Source organism: Actinomyces acetigenes (genome assembly GCF_031296635.1).
GTDB classification, from domain to species: Bacteria; Actinomycetota; Actinomycetes; order Actinomycetales; family Actinomycetaceae; genus Actinomyces; species Actinomyces acetigenes.
Window position 1 is genome coordinate 101,013 of sequence record NZ_JASPFC010000006.1, and the last position, 15,191, is coordinate 116,203.

The following is a 15,191-nucleotide window of genomic DNA, read 5'->3' on the forward strand; positions in this document are numbered from 1 at the left end:
CGGTGCAGCTGCGCACTGACGTCATTGATATCTACTACGCCCACTTCGACGATGAGTCCACTCCGCTGGAGGAGACCGTCGGCGCCTTCGAAGAGGCCCGTCTTGCCGGCAGGATCCGGCACGTGGGGCTGTCCAACTACACGCCCGAGCGCATCCGGCAGCGGTGGCACTGGCCTGGCTGTGTGATCGTCCCGGTGTCACCGCTCCGTTGGCCTCGGCGCGCAACCTGAGTCAGCTTCGGCCGATCTTGGAGGCACTGACCCTCGAGGTGTCAGTGACGAGGAGACCCGGGCTCTCACCCGGGTCTCCGATGCCGCGCGCTCCTGACCCACTGTGGGGCCGGCCTGCGCCTACAGAGTGCGCCTGCCCAGAACGTAACGGCGGCTGTATCCGTCGGTGAGGTCGGTGATGGTGACGCGAACCAGACCGGCCTCATCGACGCGGTAGTGCTCCTGAATCCGCGGTCCGTGATCGCGCCGCTCCACTGAGTAGGTCCTCAGCTCCTGGTCGTCGACGTCCCGCAGTGGGGCCTCGAAGGGGAAGACGATGTCCTGGTAGGGTGCGATCTCGCCGCGGGGCTCGCCGCCCTCGTCGACACCGGCACACTCCACGAAGCGGTACCAGCCGATGTTGTGCGCCGCATCATACTCGCGGGTCAGCACCGTACCCTCCCGGCCACCGGGAGAGGCCTGGACTGACTCGGGGCTGAGGATCGCATCGAAGGTGAGACGATGACCGCCGTCGGCCTCGCGGAAGACACCGAAGCCCCGTGAGAGTCGGTCGGTGAGGTCATAGTCGCTGGTGCGGTCCGCCGCGATCGCCAGACCGATGGCGGTGGAGGCCCCGGGGTAGGGGGAGCGGTGAACCCGGCGACCGAAACGCTCCCGCAGGAGCCTGGGCACCAGAGGTAGGCCTGAGGCGCCGCCGACCAGGTAGACGCCGGCGATATCGGTCAGATCCGGGCTCCCGTCGTCCAGCCTGCCGACGAGGGGGGCCATCGTGTCCAAGGACCGCTCAATGAGCGGCGTGCAGGCCTTATACAGGTCGGCCACGGGCAGGACGACGTCCTGACCTCTCAGGATGATGAGCACCCGACGGCTCTGAGGGGTGAGGTGCTCCTTGGCATCCCGGCACTGGTCCAGCAGGTCGTCGAGCTCAGTGGGGGAGAGATCCTCCTCGGTGATGCCCGCCCGGTTCAGGACCATCGTGGCCATGAGCAGGTCGACGTCGTCTCCGCCCAGGTCCCCCAGTCCGTGAGAGGCCAGCACCTCGTGAGAAGTGCCGATGACGTCGACCAGTGAGGTGTCGAAGGTGCCGCCGCCCAGGTCGTAGACCAGCACCCGGGTGCGCCTGGAGGAGACGGTGGTCGCCTTGCGATGGGTGTACTCGAATCCGGCTGCACTGGGCTCGTTGAGCATGGCTGCGACACGGAAGCCCGCCTGCTGGAAGGCCTCAAGAGTCAGAAGACGCTGAGCGCCGTAGGCGTGGGCTGGCACCGCGACCACCACGCGGACGCGTGCGATGTCGATGCCTCGCTCAGCGAGCTCGCTTTCAAGGTGGCGTAGGAAGCTGGTGAGAACCTCCAAAACGGAGAAGGTCTGGTCTCCCAGCCGTACCGGCGTCGAGGCCGTCAGCGTGGGGGAGGCCAGGGCCCGTTTGAGGCTGCGCAGCAACGGAGCCCCCTGGTGAGCGGCCTGCCTGGCGGCGAAACCGTGAACGAGCGCGCCTTCGTGCAGTGCTGTCAGTGAGGGGATGAAGTCGTGCTCGTCACCGTGCTCGTCGGTGAAGCTGATAACGGGATAGTTCCCCCGATCAGCACGTGCCACGACGGTGCGTGTCGTCCCCAGATCGATACCCAGGTCGATGTCCGTTGCCGACTCGGAGTCGATCCCCTGGTCGGGGAGGATGCCGCTGCCGATGCTGTCCAGGCTCTTCATGGTGTCCGCTGCCATGCGTTGACCCTATCGTGACGGGCTCCTCTTTCCGGGGAATGCCACCATGTCGAGAGGTATTTGTGGAACGTGACAATTGGCTCAGCGGCTTTGCCCCTGAGATGGGACGAAAGACCGTGTTGCTGGGGAGTGGGCATGACGTGCTTATGAGCCGTCCGGAACCGGTGCGAGGTTCGTATGCGATTGGTTAGGCAGCAGGGGGGTCGGCGGGTAACAATACTAGTGGGTTGCGCTCACGCGACCCGGACCTCCGCAACCGTCTGCCAGGGCGGCCGAGAGGGGCAGCCAAATCTCCCATCGGGAACGGTATGAGCACCATTCTCTTCCTCGTGATCGTTGTCGTCGTGACGGCCCTCATCTTCGACTTCACGAACGGTTTCCACGACTCGTCCAATGCGATGGCGACGTCGGTGGCGACAGGCGCCTTCACGCCCAGAAGAGCGGTTCTGGTCGCCGCCGTGCTCAACGTCGTCGGTGCCTGCCTGTCGACCGAGGTCTCCAAGACGATCTCTCACGGCATGTTCGACGACACGGTGATCGAGGCGGCGCCGGCCATGATCTTCGCTGGTCTGGCCGGCGCCATCCTGTGGAACCTGGCGACCTGGTTGTTCGGACTGCCGTCGTCCTCGTCCCACGCCCTGTTCGGAGGACTCATTGGAGCGGTCGTGGTGGCGGCCGGGGTGCAGGGAGTCCACTGGGGGACGGTGATCTCCAAGATCATTCTGCCCGCCGTCATTGCACCGGTGGTGGCCGGGCTGGCGGCAGCGCTGGCCACAGCCCTGGCCTACCGCATCGCGCATCCGACCAACCCCTACTCCGAGAGGCTCTTCCGCAACAGTCAGCGGGTCACCGCATCGCTGGTGGCGCTGTCTCACGGCACATCTGACGGGCAGAAGACCATGGGGGTCATCACGCTGGTGCTGGTGGCCAGCGGCTACCAGGAGGCCGGTACCGGCCCCCACTGGTGGGTCATCGCCGCAGCGGGCCTCGCCATCGGTCTGGGCACCTACTCGGGCGGCTGGCGCATCATGCGCACCATGGGGCGCGGGCTGGTACATGTCGAGGCGCCGCAGGGCTTCGCCTCCGAGACCGCCTCAACGGTGGCGATCCTGGCCTCCTCCCACCTGGGCTTCGCCCTGTCCACCACCCACATCTGCACCGGGTCGATCCTGGGCTCAGGGATCGGCCGGGGCACCAAGGTCTCGTGGAGAACCGCTGGCAAGATGGGGATCGCCTGGCTGGTGACGCTTCCGTGCTCAGGCCTGGTGGGAGCCGCCACGTCCTATGTCGCGGTCAAGGGCGGGGTGCCGGGCACGATTGCCGTCATCTGCCTGCTCATTCTCGGAGCCCTGGCCATCATCCGTCAGGCGGGCCACAACCGGGTGGATTTTTCCAATGTCAATGACGCTTCCGAGATCGTCGTCGTCAAGCAGGGACCGGGGCTGGGACGTGAACCGCTGACGCTGGACGAGGTGCGTTCGGAGATCGTCAACGGCGTGTCGGACCAGGACAGTACGCATCGGATGACGACAGGATCCATGGCATGACCGGTATGGCGATCGACTGGGGCTCGCTGGGGCTGGTGGCGTCAGTGACGGTGCTGGGCACCGCCTTCATCCTCACCATCTGCTCGCTGGCGGCTCGCATGCTGGCCATCGTGCACGCCAAGCACGAGGCCGGCGAGGTCGAAGGGGTGCGTCTGGCTCAGGTCCTGGCGGGCGTCTTTATCACCATTGCCGCCATGATCGCGTTATTCGGCCTGTGGCTCATCATCCCGTACTTCCACTGAGAACCGACCCGGTGCGCGACAGTGGCCCTGCTAACATCCGATCGTGACTGAGGACCTTAAGGGCCTGGCCCTGGATGCGATTGCCGCGTCCACGGCGGCTGATGACCCGGACTACCCCCGCTTCCACGTTGTCCCACCGGTGGGGCGACTCAACGATCCCAATGGGCTGCTGGTTGACGGCGACACCTACCACGCCTTCTACCAGTTCAGTCCTCTTCACCCCCACCGCAAGCTGGTCTACTGGGGGCACTCCTCCTCGACGGACCTGCTGCACTGGCGCCACCACGCTCCCGCGATCATCCCGGACTCCTCCTACGACCGCTCCGGGGCGTACTCCGGCAACGCGATCGTGCTGGAGGGGGCTGAGCTCAACGGCGCAGCCGCTCAGGTTCCCTATCACCTCTTCTACACCGGGAACCTCAAGGACCCGGTGACCGACGAGCGCACCGCCAGCCAGTGCCTGGTGACCAGCGGTGACCTGACCGACTTCACCAAGTGGCCCGGCAACCCCCTCATCCCCACCCATGCTGAGGGATACACCGCCCACTACCGCGACCCGCAGGTCTTCCGGGACGCCGACCGGCCGGGGGAGTACCGGATGCTCATCGGGGTCCAGCGCGCCAACGCCACCGGAGCCGCAGTCCTGTACCGTTCCCGGGACCTGGTCTCCTGGGAGCTGGAGGGGGAGCTGAGCTTCCCCGGGGCGGGAGGCGCCTTCGACTCCTTCGGGTACATGTGGGAGTGCCCCGGCTTGGTGCGGCTGAAGGACGAGGACACCGGTGAGGACTGGGACGTTCTCTTCTGGTGCCCGCAGGGCATCAACCCCGACCGGGAGGGCTTTGAGAACATCTTCCCCTGCGTCTATACGGTGGGTCACCTCGTGGGTACTGAGCTGCAAGACACCGGCGGGGTCTTCTACGAGGTCGACCGGGGCTTCGAGTTCTACGCTCCTCAGGTCTTTGCCCGGCGTCCCTCCGAGCCAGGGCCGGTGCTGCTGACCGGGTGGGCGGGCAACGCCTCCGAGGACGATCAGCCCTCCATCGAGACCGGACAGTGGGTCCACGCCCTGAGTATGCCTCGGATGCTGAGTCTCAAAGCGGGGAGGCTCGTCCAGCGCCCTGCCGCTTGTCTCCCATACGACGCTGGGGAGCCGGTTCTTGTGGGTGAGCACCTGGAAACGGGCATCTATGAGATCGATGACCTCAGTGCGCACCGCAGCTGGCAGTTGCGCCTGGAGGCCGACGCAGAGCAGACCATGGGGCCGTGGGGACTGCGAATCGGATCGGATGACTCGCACGTGGACATCACTCTGGACGGGCGGGTGCTTCGGGTGGATCGCTCCACCTCCCGCTATACCCAGCACGGCTCCACGCGCGTTGTAACACTTCCTGAAGGATGCGAGCCGGTGCTGGAGGTCATCCATGACCGCTCGCTGACTGAGGTCTTCGTCGGTGATGGGGCGCTGGTGCTCACCCTGCGCAGTTTCGTCGACATCAACAGCTCGGGAGCGCGGCTGATGGTGGGGGAGAGCCTCGCGCTGACAGCTGGCAGCGCGAGGACTTTTGCACCGTCCTGAGGCCTTCCCGACGTGGCGTTGCCACGGGAGCAAAGGGCTCCTGAACAGGGCGAAGACAGGGAATTGACCAGGACCTTTCTCTCCGGTTGCAGGGTGCTCTAACTCACTGTAATGTGACTATCGATTGACACAGGTGTGGCCGCAGGGAGTCAGCGATGATCCCGACCGTTGGGTTTCCCCGCCCTCCCAGGTGCTGCGGTCCCATCACGAGAAAGGAAACCCCCGGGTGGCCATGGATCACGCCCGCGTGGCGAAGGACGTCCTGACGTACGTCGGTGGCGCCGACAACATCAACGCAGCAGCGCACTGCGCAACGCGTCTGCGTCTTGTCCTCAATGACATGGACAAGGTCGATCAGAAGGCTCTCGACAAGGATCCCGATCTTAAGGGCACCTTCATCGCGGGCGGTATGTTCCAGATCATCGTCGGACCGGGAGACGTCGACCTCGTCTTCTCCGAGATGATCCGAACCGGAGGCGTCAAGGAGGTCTCCAAGGACGAGGCCAAGGAGCAGGCCGCCAAGGGCGGTAACCCGCTCTCCCGCTTCATCAAGGCAATCGCGGATATCTTCGTCCCGCTGCTTCCGGCCCTGGTCGCCGGCGGTCTTATGATGGCGATTCACAACGTCCTCACGGCCGATTTCTTCACTGCGCCTTCCTTTGTCACCTCGGACAACCCCACTGGCGCCTATGGACTCGTCGACCGGTTCTCATGGCTTGCCGACTACGACGACGTCATCAACCTCGTATCCTCGGCAGCCTTCGCCTTCCTGCCGGTGCTCGTCGGCTTCTCCGCAGTCAAGCGCTTCGGCGGCAACGTCTACCTGGGTGCGGCCATGGGGGCCGCTATGGTCTCCACTCAACTGACCAGCGCCTACGAGATCGAGACAGCTCGACAGGCCGGCACCATTGAGGTGTGGCACCTCTTCGGCCTGACAGTGGACAAGATCGGCTACCAGGCCATGGTCATCCCCGTCCTGTGCGTCTCATGGCTGCTGGCATACATCGAGAAATGGCTTCACAAGCGCCTGTCGGGAACTGCCGACTTCCTGCTGACCCCGCTCATCACGCTGCTGGTGACTGGCTTCCTCACCTTCGTCGTCGTCGGCCCTCTGGCACGCGAGCTTTCCGACGGCATCACCAACGGCCTGAGCTGGCTGTACACGACCGCCGGACCCGTGGGTGGCTTCCTCTTCGGCCTGGTCTACTCGCCGATCGTCGTTACCGGATTGCACCAGTCCTTCCCGGCAGTGGAGCTGCCTCTCATCGCACAGATGAGCAGCGGCGGTCCCGGCTCCTTCATCTTCCCGATCGCCTCCATGGCCAACATTGCCCAGGGTGCCGTGACCCTGGCGGTCTTCCTCCTGACCAAGGACTCCAAGATGAAGGGTCTGGCCGGTGCTGGTGGTGTCTCGGCGATCGTCGGTATCACCGAGCCCGCCATCTTCGGTGTCAACCTGCGTCTGCGCTGGCCATTCTTCATCGGAATGGGCGTGGCCTCCCTCGGGGGCGCCGCCGTCGCCCTGCTCGACATCCACAACCAGGCTCTGGGCGCCGCCGGATTCGTTGGCTTCGTCTCGATCGTTCCCGACGACATCGTCAAGTACCTCATCCTCGAGGTCATCGTCTTCTTCGCTGCTTTCGGCGCTGCCTTCGCCTACGGCACCACCCGTGGTAAGGCCTCTCTGGCCGGTGATGACGTCGACGCCGATGAGGCCGCCCTGGAAGCCGAGGCCATGGCCGAGCACGCCGAGACCGTCGAGCTGCCCGCTGAGGCCGCCGAGGACTTCACCGTCACCGCTCCGATCCAGGGGCGCGCTATCCCGCTGTCCGAGGTGGAGGACCAGACCTTCGCCTCGGGCATGCTCGGCCCGGGTATGGCCATCGCCCCCTCCGAGGGTCCGGTTGTCTCCCCGGTCGACGGAGAGGTCCTCGTGGCCTTCCCGACCGGTCACGCCTACGGCCTGCGAGCCGCCAGTGGAGTCGAGCTGCTCATTCACGTCGGCATGGACACCGTCCAGCTCGAGGGCAAGCACTTCAGCCCCAAGGTCAAGGCAGGCGACAAGGTTCTGCGCGGCATGCCGCTGGTGGACGTCGACTGGGCCGCCGTCGGAGCCGCCGGCTACCAGACCGTCACCCCCATCGTCGTCTCCAACGCCCAGGGCTACGAGGGAATCGAGGAGCACGGTGTTGGAACGATTCACCGAGGTGATGCCCTCTTCGACGTTGTGCGCAAGACCGACGACTCCGATGACGGCAAGGAGAATGCTCAGGCCGACGCCGCACAGGCCACGGCCTGATCCATTCAAGGACTGTCTGTGACACAGATACTCGGGGCCTCGACCATCCAGGTCGGGGCCCCGAGTATCGTCAACGGATCACTAGGCGGTACGGCCGGGCAGCAGCTTCACCGGCATGGGGGAGGGAGTTTGCAGGTCCTTCATCCTGGGACCGCCCGACGGCGTGCTCTCCGAGGAGACGGCCGTCGTCGACTCGATCCGGTTCAGGAGCAGGTCGACCGCTGCCCGTGCCAGCTTGGTAATGGGTTGCTGGATCGTGGTCAGCGCTGGCAGGGCGTGCTGCATGGCGACCGTTCCGTCGAAGCCGATCACCTTGAAGTCGTCCGGAATCCTCAGGTCACGCTGGGCCGCCCACTCCATCACTTGCGCGGCAGCCAGATCGTCGGTGGCGAAGACCGCGTCGACGTCGTCGGCCACGAGGTTGAGCCGTTCGCGAATGAGGCCGGGGCGCTCACTATTGGGTGTGTTGAAGTCGACGGTCAGGACCACCGGCTCGATACCCGCCCGCTGGAGCACCTGGCGGTAGCCCTTCTCCCGCAGGTTGTGGGTTCCCGTGCGAGAAGTCAGCAGGGCCGGGCGGCGCGCCCCCCGCTTGAGCAGGTGCTCGGCGGCGAGCCGACCGCCGGCCTCGTTGTCGCAGCGGACATTGGGGACGATGGGGGAGAGGTCCCGATCCACACTGACCAGGGGCAGGCGGATCGAGCTGTAGTCGGCCAGGCCGTCATTGTGGGCGCTGGAGATGATGCCATCGACCCGGTGGGAGACGAGAAGGTCGAGGTATTCGCGTTCCCGATCCGCCTTGCCCATGGAGTTGCAGACGAAGGTCCTGTAGCCGCGCTCTGCGAGGAAGTCCTCGACGTGCTCGGTCAGCTCGCCGAAGAAGGGCAGGGCGACGGTGGGGACGATCAGGCCGATCGAATGCGTCGACTTGCCGTGCAGTGCTCGGGCGATCTGATTGGGGCGGTAGTTGAGCTGCGCAATCGCCTCAGCCACCCGCTCCCGTGTCTCTTGGGAGAGGTAACCGCGGTTGTTGAGCACGCGGGAGACTGTGGTCAGTGAGACGCCTGCAGCCTGAGCGACATCGGCCAGTGTGGGTTCGCGGTGTGACTCCACGAGTGGGTCCTCGAGCTCCTTCAGTCGGTCACGGTGAGTGCGATCTGCCGCCAAGCATATGCCTCGAGGGGGCCATTACCCAACTGACCTGCGTAAACGTGGTTGGAAGTGTTACGTGTCGGGCAGGATTTCAGCGTAGAAGGAGATCATGGCGCGGGCCATCTGGGCGTGTCCGGCGTCGTCGGGGTGGATCTGGTCGATGGCCAGCCGGTCCTCATCACCGTTGATGGCCGTGCTCAAGGCGTCGGTCGAGGTCAGACCCAGGGAGGTGGCCCTCTCATGAACGAGGCGGCGGACGGCTTGGAAGCGTGGGCCGGCCTCCAGTGAGGGGAAGTAGGGGGCGATGACAACCGGCGCACCCCGCAGGCGTGTGGCGACGAAGCTGAGGTCGTGGTCGATCGCCTGTTCGACCAGCTCACGCTGAGAGGGGAGGAAGGCGGCGTCGTTCAGGCCCAGGCTGATCGTGACGATGTCGGGCTCGCAACGCAGAACCGCTTCGAGCCAGGTGGTGTCACGGCACGACGGCGAGCGCTGCCCGCCGGGCAGGTGGCCCCCGCGTCGTGCGAAGAAACCCAGACCGTCCGCCGCCAGGTTCACTTCCCGCCACCGCTGGTGCTCGCACACCAGAGAGGTCCAGCGATTGCGGGGATGGCTCAGGGCTCGCCAGCCGGTGGTGATGGAATCACCAAGGAAGACGGCAACGGGGAAGTGGTCGGAGTGCGGGATCGTGGACACGGCTACCGACTGTAGTTCTCCAGGCTGGAGGGAACCAGGGCAGCTCAGCGGTCATCTTGCGAGTCGCTCTGGCTTTCGTCATCCTTGGCCATGTGCTGCTCCGTCAGGACGCCGTCGTGCATGACCAGTACCCGGTCGCATACGGGAAGCAGCCGCTCGTCATGAGTGACCATCACCGTGGCCTTGCCCAGCTCGTGGGTCTGGTCGGCGAGCAGATGAGCGACGTCCTGCGCCCGTCGAGTATCCAGAGAGGCGGTGGGCTCGTCGGCCAGGATGATGTCTGGGTCGTGGTAGAGCGCCACCGCGATGGCAGCGCGCTGACGCTCGCCCCCGGACAGCTCGGAGGGATAGGCGTGGGCGCGCTTCGTGATACCGAGCGAGTCCAGCAGATGGTCCCGTCTGTCAGTGTCGCCCTTCGATCGTGCCGCTCGGTCGTGCAGGCCGAACTGGTCGTTGAGCCTCAGGAAGGGGACCAGCCCCGAGGCCTGGAGGACGAAGCCGATGCGCCGAAGTCGGAGCCTGGCCCGCTGCTTCTCCGACAGGTCGGAGAAGGGCTGACCGGAGATTGTCACGGTGCCGCTGGAGGGAGTGCGCAGGCCGCCCATGATGGTCAGGAGCGTGGACTTCCCTGAGCCGGAAGGGCCCAGGATTCCCACCAGCTCACCAGCACGCAGCTCAAGGTCAGTGCTACGCAGGGCATGAACGATCTCATCGCCCTGACGGTAGTTCCGGGTCACTGACTCCAGGGACATGACGGGGGTTGTCGCTTCGCTCGCTGCTGCTGATGCGGTCATGAGATGGCCTCCACGGGGTCGATGCGGGAGATGACCCGTACGGAGATGAAGCCTCCGATGACGGAGATGACGATGAATGCCGTGACGATGAGAAGGTCCAGCGGAGCGGAAATCCTGAAGGGCACGGCGCGGGGGAGGAACAGGGACGTCACTATCGTCAGAAGTAGGCCGACGCCGATGCCGACGACCGACAGCACGAGGGTCTGGGCACATCCGGAGCGGATGAGATAGCTGGTGGGAACGCCGCGGGCTTTGAGGATGCCCAGTACCGGCCTCTTCTGCAGCGTCAACACGTAGATAAAGATGCCCAGCACCGTGGAGGCGATGATGATCAGTGAGCCGATCATGAGGCTGAAGGTGAGGACCTGGGCCGAGTAGCCGGGGAGCGTGCGAACGAGCTCCTCGGTGGTGAGGATCGTCAGTCCCGCGTCCTTGGCGGACTGTGTGGCCTTGCTGTTGGTGGTCAGGTCGGAGGTGAAGACGACGGCGGAGACGGCCGGGGACAGGCTGGCGGGGCAGTGCTGGCTCAGGGCCTGGCTGTCCACGGTCACGACGGGCGCCGCCTGGAAGGTGGTGTCATGGGTGAAGCCGACGATGGTCCAGTCGTGGTCGGAGCCCAGCAGCCGGAGCGTGTCACCGACTGCGAGTCCCTTGGCCTTCAGTGAGTCGTCGACGAGGACCTCGCTATCGGGGGCGGAGATCGCCCGTCCGTCGGCCACTGGTGGACTGAGCTGTCCGTCCAGATCGATTCCGAAGGCGAAGATGTCTTCTCGCAAGGCCCCGCCGTCCTCGTCCTTGACATCAGGTACCTGGGCAACAGCGGCCGTGCTCATCAGGGCAGAGGCCGTGGTCCCGTTGTCCTTGGCCAGGTCCGTGGCCGCGCTCAGCTGCTTGTCGCTCAAGCGTGAGGCGGAGAGGTTCTCGTTAGAGGCGTCCGTGACGGCGACGCTGGCGGAGTTCCAGCCGTCGATGCCGGCGCGGTAGCGATGGGCGAGGCCCACGGCTAACGAAGCCAAGAAAAATGTGAGGTAAGCCACCAAGGTAATGACGGAGATGATGAGCGTGAAGCGGGCGGGTTCGTGCCGGATCTCGCGCAGCGCGAGGAACATTGGGCTCCCTAAGGGAAAATCAGCAGCGGGCCGGCTGGCGCGCTCCGTGAGAGGGTACATGCCGCTTGGGGCTCGCACGGCGGACGGTTCAGGGGTAGTGGCCGTCGCGGGGCGGCGACCAGGCAGGACGCCCAAGTCCTGCGGCGTGTCGCGGGAGAGGGTCGCTCCAGCAAGAATGACATAATGTACATTATCGGCGTTGAATGAGTGGGGCTTGTTCTGCTGAGGAACGCGCACGGCATCATGTCCTCGCCATCCGGTCGGCGACGTCCGGCAACATCACCTGAACCAGGGACGCTCCTGGGCCGCCTCGTGGACTGCGGCCGTGTCGTGTTCACCGGAACACTGACGCAGATGGTGACGGACCGAAGTACGCCGACGGGACAGTACCTCGCCCGGTACATCGAGCAGGTGAACGAACATGCCCTCACGCGAGACCACAACGGCACAGACCTACCAGATCCGTCCGGCGACCATGGTGGACTGCTCCGCTATCCGCCGGATCCGCAACGCCGCCGTGCGGGAGTCCCTGGCCATCTGGACCAGCATCGAGCAGAACTCCGTTGAGGCCAAGACCTGGCTGGCCCCCATGGTGCAGCGTGGAACGGCTCTCGTCGCCCACGTCAGCGGCAGGCCGCAGGACGTCGTCGGGTTCGCGGTGGCCGGTCCCTGGCGCTCCTACGAGGGCTACGCCCGCACAGTCGAGGACTCGATCTACCTCAGCCCGTCGGCTCAAGGGAAAGGGCTGGGAGCCAGGCTCCTCGCCGCCCTCATCGAGGCCTCACGGCGGGCCGGGGACCGTACCATGATCGCCCTGATCGAGGCGGGTAACGCGACCTCGGTGCACCTGCACGCGCGCTATGGTTTCACCACTGTCGGCACTGTCCCACAGGCCGGCGAGAAGCATGGTCAGATCCTCGACCTGACCCTCATGAGCCGTTGCCTGAAAGGACTCACCATGTGCTGTCACCAGAACAAGCCCGCCGACGGAGAGAGCCCCCGATGGGTCAACGCCGACCAGTCCATCGAGCTGCAGCCCGAGGAACCCGCCGTCACTCGGTGGCAGGTCAGCGCCACCGATGAGCTCGTTGCGCACCTGCTGAGCCTTGTCGGAGCCCCGCAGGGGCGGCCGGCGATCGTCGCGGTCGACGGGAGAGGCGGTTCGGGCAAGACCACGCTCACCACGGCGCTGACCGCGGCCGTCCCTGGCGCGCAGGTCCTCCACCTGGATGACCTCATCTGGAACGAGCCGCTCTACGACTGGGACCAGCTGTACGTCGATACCCTGACCCGGCTGCGTCAGGCCGGCAGCCTCGACCTTGTCCCGGACAAGTGGCGCGAGCACGGACGCGAGGGCTCCATCCGGATCCCGGCCGGCTCCCCCGTGGTTTTCGTCGAGGGAACCGGGGCCGGCCTGGCGGCAGTCCGCAGCCTCATTGACGCACACGTGTGGGTCCAGACCAGCGACGACGTAGCCGAGCGCCGCGGCATCAAGCGGGACATCGCTGAGGGAGTCAACGGCGACGCCGAGGAGTCGGTGCGTTTCTGGCACTGGTGGATGGCCGGCGAGCGCCTCTTCTTCGCCAAGGACCGTCCCTGGCGGCGCGCCGACGTTATCGTCTCCGGAGACGCTTCGGCCGGTGTGGAGCCGGGAGAGACCGCCTGGATTCCCGGGCCGCTCCTGGCCCGTTGAGGCGCACAGCCGCCCGCCGCAGACTGGGCTCTCAGTCCCCCAGCGCCGTCCCCACCGCGCGAGCGGCCTGAATCCACTCGTGATCGGCCGGAACGAACTTGGTGCGTCCGGCCACATCCTTGAGTGGTACCAGCTCCGTGCCCTGACCGCGGTCGGCCACCATGACCCCGTAGCGGCCCTCGGCGATCGCGTTGGCCCCGGCTACGCCCAGGCGCGTACCCAGGAGGCGATCCGCGCCGCAGGGTGAACCGCCACGCTGGACGTACCCCAGGATGGACACGCGCGCCTCCAGCCCGGTCAGACTCTCCAGCTGCTCGGCCAAGGTGAAGGTGTTGGCGCGGTGGGAGGCCTCCAGACGCTTGACGCCCCGCTTGGCCATCGCCTTGCGCTCGGGACTGGAGGCGTCCTTGACCAGGGCACGGGCGTGCTCCAGCTCGGCGTGATCCGTCACTGACAATGCCCCCTCGGCCACGGCCACCACGGAGAAGGACGACCCGTGGGAGCGGCGTCGCTCGATCTTGTCCGCGATCGCGTCCACCGAGTATGGAATCTCTGGCAGCAGAATGACGTCCGCCCCACCGGCGATGCCCGCGCCCAGGGCCAGCCAGCCGGCCCGGTGCCCCATGATCTCGGTGAGGATGATGCGGTGGTGGGAGTGCGCCGTCGAGTGCAAGCGGTCCACGGCTTCCGTGGCGATCTCTAGGGCAGTGGCGAAACCGAAGGAGGAGTCGGTGTGGACGATGTCGTTGTCAATGGTCTTGGGCAGGTGGATGACGTTGAGACCCGCATCCATGAGGCGTTTGGCGTTCTTCGCGGTTCCGCCCCCGCCGAGGCAGACCAGGGCGTCGATCCCGTCCTTCTCGCAGTTGTCCACGATGGTGGGCACCATGTCACGGGGCTCGCCGTCCACCATCATGCGATGCACCTTGTCCCGGCTGGTTCCCAGCATGGTTCCGCCGGTGGTGAGGATCCCGGACAGGGCGGCGGGGTCGAGCTCGGTGAAGCGGTTCTCGGCCAGGCCGCGCATACCGTCCCGGAAGCCGATGAGCTCCCAGCCGTGCTCCTGGATCGCCGCCTTTCCGAAGCCTCGGATCGCTGCGTTGAGTCCCGGGGCGTCGCCGCCCGCCGTGAGAATGCCGATGCGCTGAGCCATGGAACCAAGTATGCCGTTCCTTGCCGGCCCGCACAGGCTGTAGGCGCCTGTTCCGGAGATTCTGGCGATGCTGACAGAAGGTTCTTCGCTGAAACTGTGCTGTCTCCTCACTTGAGAGACATGTGAGTGTCAAGTCTTTTGGTGTGGTGTCTTGGCGGCGCAGTCGGCCGCGTAGGCCGGCGTCGCGTTCGTACCTTATGCCTCGCGTTCGGGGGTTCAGGGTACGAACTCGCGACCTACCCTACGAACGCGAGGCGCTCACCCAAGGGCGAGCCCGGAGGCCGGGGCTGAACTGGTTAGGCGTGGTGCGTACCGCACGGTCCCCCGGCAAGCCACCCAACCAGTGTCTCAGATGTCATGACATCCGAAACTCTCAGAAGTCATGAGACGGCACAGTTCTTCGCTGAAACGGGCAGACGACGTCGCGTTAGACGCCAACCGGTATCATCATTACCCTGATCGCGTCGATACCGGGAGAACCCAGTGGTAACCCAACGGGAACACCGAGCCCTCCCCCGGTGTTGACGTAGGTGCCCTGGAGGCTGCGCAGGAGCCGTGCGCTTTGTCAGCCGGGACATTACGAGAGACGAGCCATAAGGAGACCAGAAGCATGGCAGACCGCGCACTGCGAGGCATGACCATTGGCGCGAAGTCGATGGAGTCGGAGGACGGCGTCGAGTTCGCCGAGCGGATGATCATCAGCTACGAGTGCCCGATGGCGCACGTCACCAGGATCCCGATGTCCACCGAGGCAGAGGTGCCTCCCACCTGGGAGTGCCCCGAGTGCGGCCAGCTCGCCGCCCGGCGCGGTGAGGACGAGCCTGAGCCCGACGAGCCCAAGAAGACCCCGCGCACCCACTGGGACATGCTCCTGGAGCGCCGCAGTGTCGATGAGCTCGAGGTTCTCCTTAATGAGCGCCTCGAGGCGCTGCGCAGCGGTGAGGTCTACCGCGAGCGGGTCAGCGGCTGACGGGGCCG

General features: G+C 65.8%; 12 protein-coding genes and 1 pseudogene. 7 read left to right on the forward strand and 6 right to left on the reverse strand.

Annotation, left to right across the window (positions count from 1 at the left end; all coding sequences use genetic code 11):
• Positions 1–5: 5 nt before the first annotated feature.
• Positions 6–327 (forward strand): annotated as a pseudogene (locus RIV14_RS03890) (aldo/keto reductase); the annotation flags it as partial.
• 23 nt (positions 328–350) lie between these two features.
• On the opposite strand, the gene RIV14_RS03895 reads toward RIV14_RS03890, so the two are convergent.
• Entirely contained in the window at positions 351–1,952 is a 1,602-nt protein-coding gene (locus RIV14_RS03895) for an Hsp70 family protein (RefSeq protein WP_075372555.1), read from the reverse strand.
• Positions 1,953–2,260: 308 nt separating this feature from the next.
• Here RIV14_RS03895 and RIV14_RS03900 point away from each other — a divergent pair, with 308 nt between their 5' ends.
• The 4 genes from RIV14_RS03900 (at position 2,261) to RIV14_RS03915 (ending at position 7,616) form a co-directional block, all read left to right on the forward strand.
• Entirely contained in the window at positions 2,261–3,499 is a 1,239-nt protein-coding gene (locus RIV14_RS03900) for an inorganic phosphate transporter (RefSeq protein WP_075372554.1), read from the forward strand.
• Complete coding sequence (locus RIV14_RS03905) at positions 3,496–3,741, forward strand: hypothetical protein (RefSeq protein ID WP_081379582.1); 246 nt, start codon at positions 3,496–3,498, stop codon at positions 3,739–3,741. The genes RIV14_RS03900 and RIV14_RS03905 overlap by 4 nt, the downstream gene beginning before the upstream one ends.
• 43 nt (positions 3,742–3,784) lie before the next feature.
• Complete coding sequence (locus tag RIV14_RS03910; protein WP_075372553.1) at positions 3,785–5,317, forward strand: glycoside hydrolase family 32 protein; 1,533 nt, start codon at positions 3,785–3,787, stop codon at positions 5,315–5,317.
• Positions 5,318–5,549: 232 nt separating this feature from the next.
• Positions 5,550–7,616, forward strand: coding sequence for a PTS sucrose transporter subunit IIABC (locus tag RIV14_RS03915; RefSeq protein ID WP_178387864.1), 2,067 nt, complete (start codon positions 5,550–5,552; stop codon positions 7,614–7,616).
• A gap of 81 nt (positions 7,617–7,697) precedes the next feature.
• On the opposite strand, the gene RIV14_RS03920 is transcribed toward RIV14_RS03915, so the two are convergent.
• The 4 genes from RIV14_RS03920 to RIV14_RS03935 form a co-directional block, all read right to left on the reverse strand.
• Positions 7,698–8,729 carry a LacI family DNA-binding transcriptional regulator gene (locus RIV14_RS03920; RefSeq protein ID WP_075372551.1) on the reverse strand — a complete coding sequence of 344 codons (1,032 nt, stop codon included), beginning with the start codon at positions 8,727–8,729 and terminating at the stop codon, positions 7,698–7,700.
• 111 nt (positions 8,730–8,840) lie between these two features.
• A complete protein-coding gene (locus RIV14_RS03925; RefSeq protein ID WP_075372550.1) occupies positions 8,841–9,464 on the reverse strand; it encodes an SGNH/GDSL hydrolase family protein in 624 nt (207 codons plus the stop codon).
• 44 nt (positions 9,465–9,508) lie between these two features.
• On the reverse strand, positions 9,509–10,258 hold the full coding sequence (locus RIV14_RS03930) for an ABC transporter ATP-binding protein (RefSeq protein ID WP_075372549.1): 750 nt from the start codon (positions 10,256–10,258) through the stop codon (positions 9,509–9,511).
• Positions 10,255–11,367 carry an ABC transporter permease gene (locus RIV14_RS03935; protein WP_075372548.1) on the reverse strand — a complete coding sequence of 371 codons (1,113 nt, stop codon included), beginning with the start codon at positions 11,365–11,367 and terminating at the stop codon, positions 10,255–10,257. Before RIV14_RS03935 ends, RIV14_RS03930 begins: the two co-directional genes overlap by 4 nt.
• Positions 11,368–11,788: 421 nt before the next feature.
• Here RIV14_RS03935 and RIV14_RS03940 point away from each other — a divergent pair, with 421 nt between their 5' ends.
• Positions 11,789–13,060, forward strand: a complete 1,272-nt coding sequence (locus tag RIV14_RS03940) for a GNAT family N-acetyltransferase (RefSeq protein WP_075372547.1) — start codon at positions 11,789–11,791, stop codon at positions 13,058–13,060.
• Positions 13,061–13,091: 31 nt separating this feature from the next.
• Here RIV14_RS03940 and RIV14_RS03945 read toward each other — a convergent pair whose 3' ends face one another.
• Positions 13,092–14,213, reverse strand: a complete 1,122-nt coding sequence (locus RIV14_RS03945; RefSeq protein ID WP_070658975.1) for a 6-phosphofructokinase — start codon at positions 14,211–14,213, stop codon at positions 13,092–13,094.
• 610 nt (positions 14,214–14,823) lie between these two features.
• On the opposite strand from RIV14_RS03945, the gene RIV14_RS03950 reads away from it, so the two are divergent.
• A complete protein-coding gene (locus RIV14_RS03950; protein WP_070658976.1) occupies positions 14,824–15,183 on the forward strand; it encodes an RNA polymerase-binding protein RbpA in 360 nt (119 codons plus the stop codon).
• The last annotated feature ends 8 nt before the right edge of the window (positions 15,184–15,191 follow it).

What these genes read in the sequence shown, in the direction of transcription:
- RIV14_RS03895 (WP_075372555.1), bottom strand. Translation starts at nt 1,952, where the DNA reads ATGGCAGCGGACACCATGAAGAGCCTGGACAGCATCGGCAGCGGCATC.
- RIV14_RS03900 (WP_075372554.1), top strand. Translation starts at nt 2,261, where the DNA reads ATGAGCACCATTCTCTTCCTCGTGATCGTTGTCGTCGTGACGGCCCTC.
- RIV14_RS03905 (WP_081379582.1), top strand. Translation starts at nt 3,496, where the DNA reads ATGACCGGTATGGCGATCGACTGGGGCTCGCTGGGGCTGGTGGCGTCA.
- RIV14_RS03915 (WP_178387864.1), top strand. Translation starts at nt 5,550, where the DNA reads ATGGATCACGCCCGCGTGGCGAAGGACGTCCTGACGTACGTCGGTGGC.
- RIV14_RS03930 (WP_075372549.1), bottom strand. Translation starts at nt 10,258, where the DNA reads ATGACCGCATCAGCAGCAGCGAGCGAAGCGACAACCCCCGTCATGTCC.
- RIV14_RS03935 (WP_075372548.1), bottom strand. Translation starts at nt 11,367, where the DNA reads ATGTTCCTCGCGCTGCGCGAGATCCGGCACGAACCCGCCCGCTTCACG.
- RIV14_RS03940 (WP_075372547.1), top strand. Translation starts at nt 11,789, where the DNA reads ATGCCCTCACGCGAGACCACAACGGCACAGACCTACCAGATCCGTCCG.
- RIV14_RS03945 (WP_070658975.1), bottom strand. Translation starts at nt 14,213, where the DNA reads ATGGCTCAGCGCATCGGCATTCTCACGGCGGGCGGCGACGCCCCGGGA.
- RIV14_RS03950 (WP_070658976.1), top strand. Translation starts at nt 14,824, where the DNA reads ATGGCAGACCGCGCACTGCGAGGCATGACCATTGGCGCGAAGTCGATG.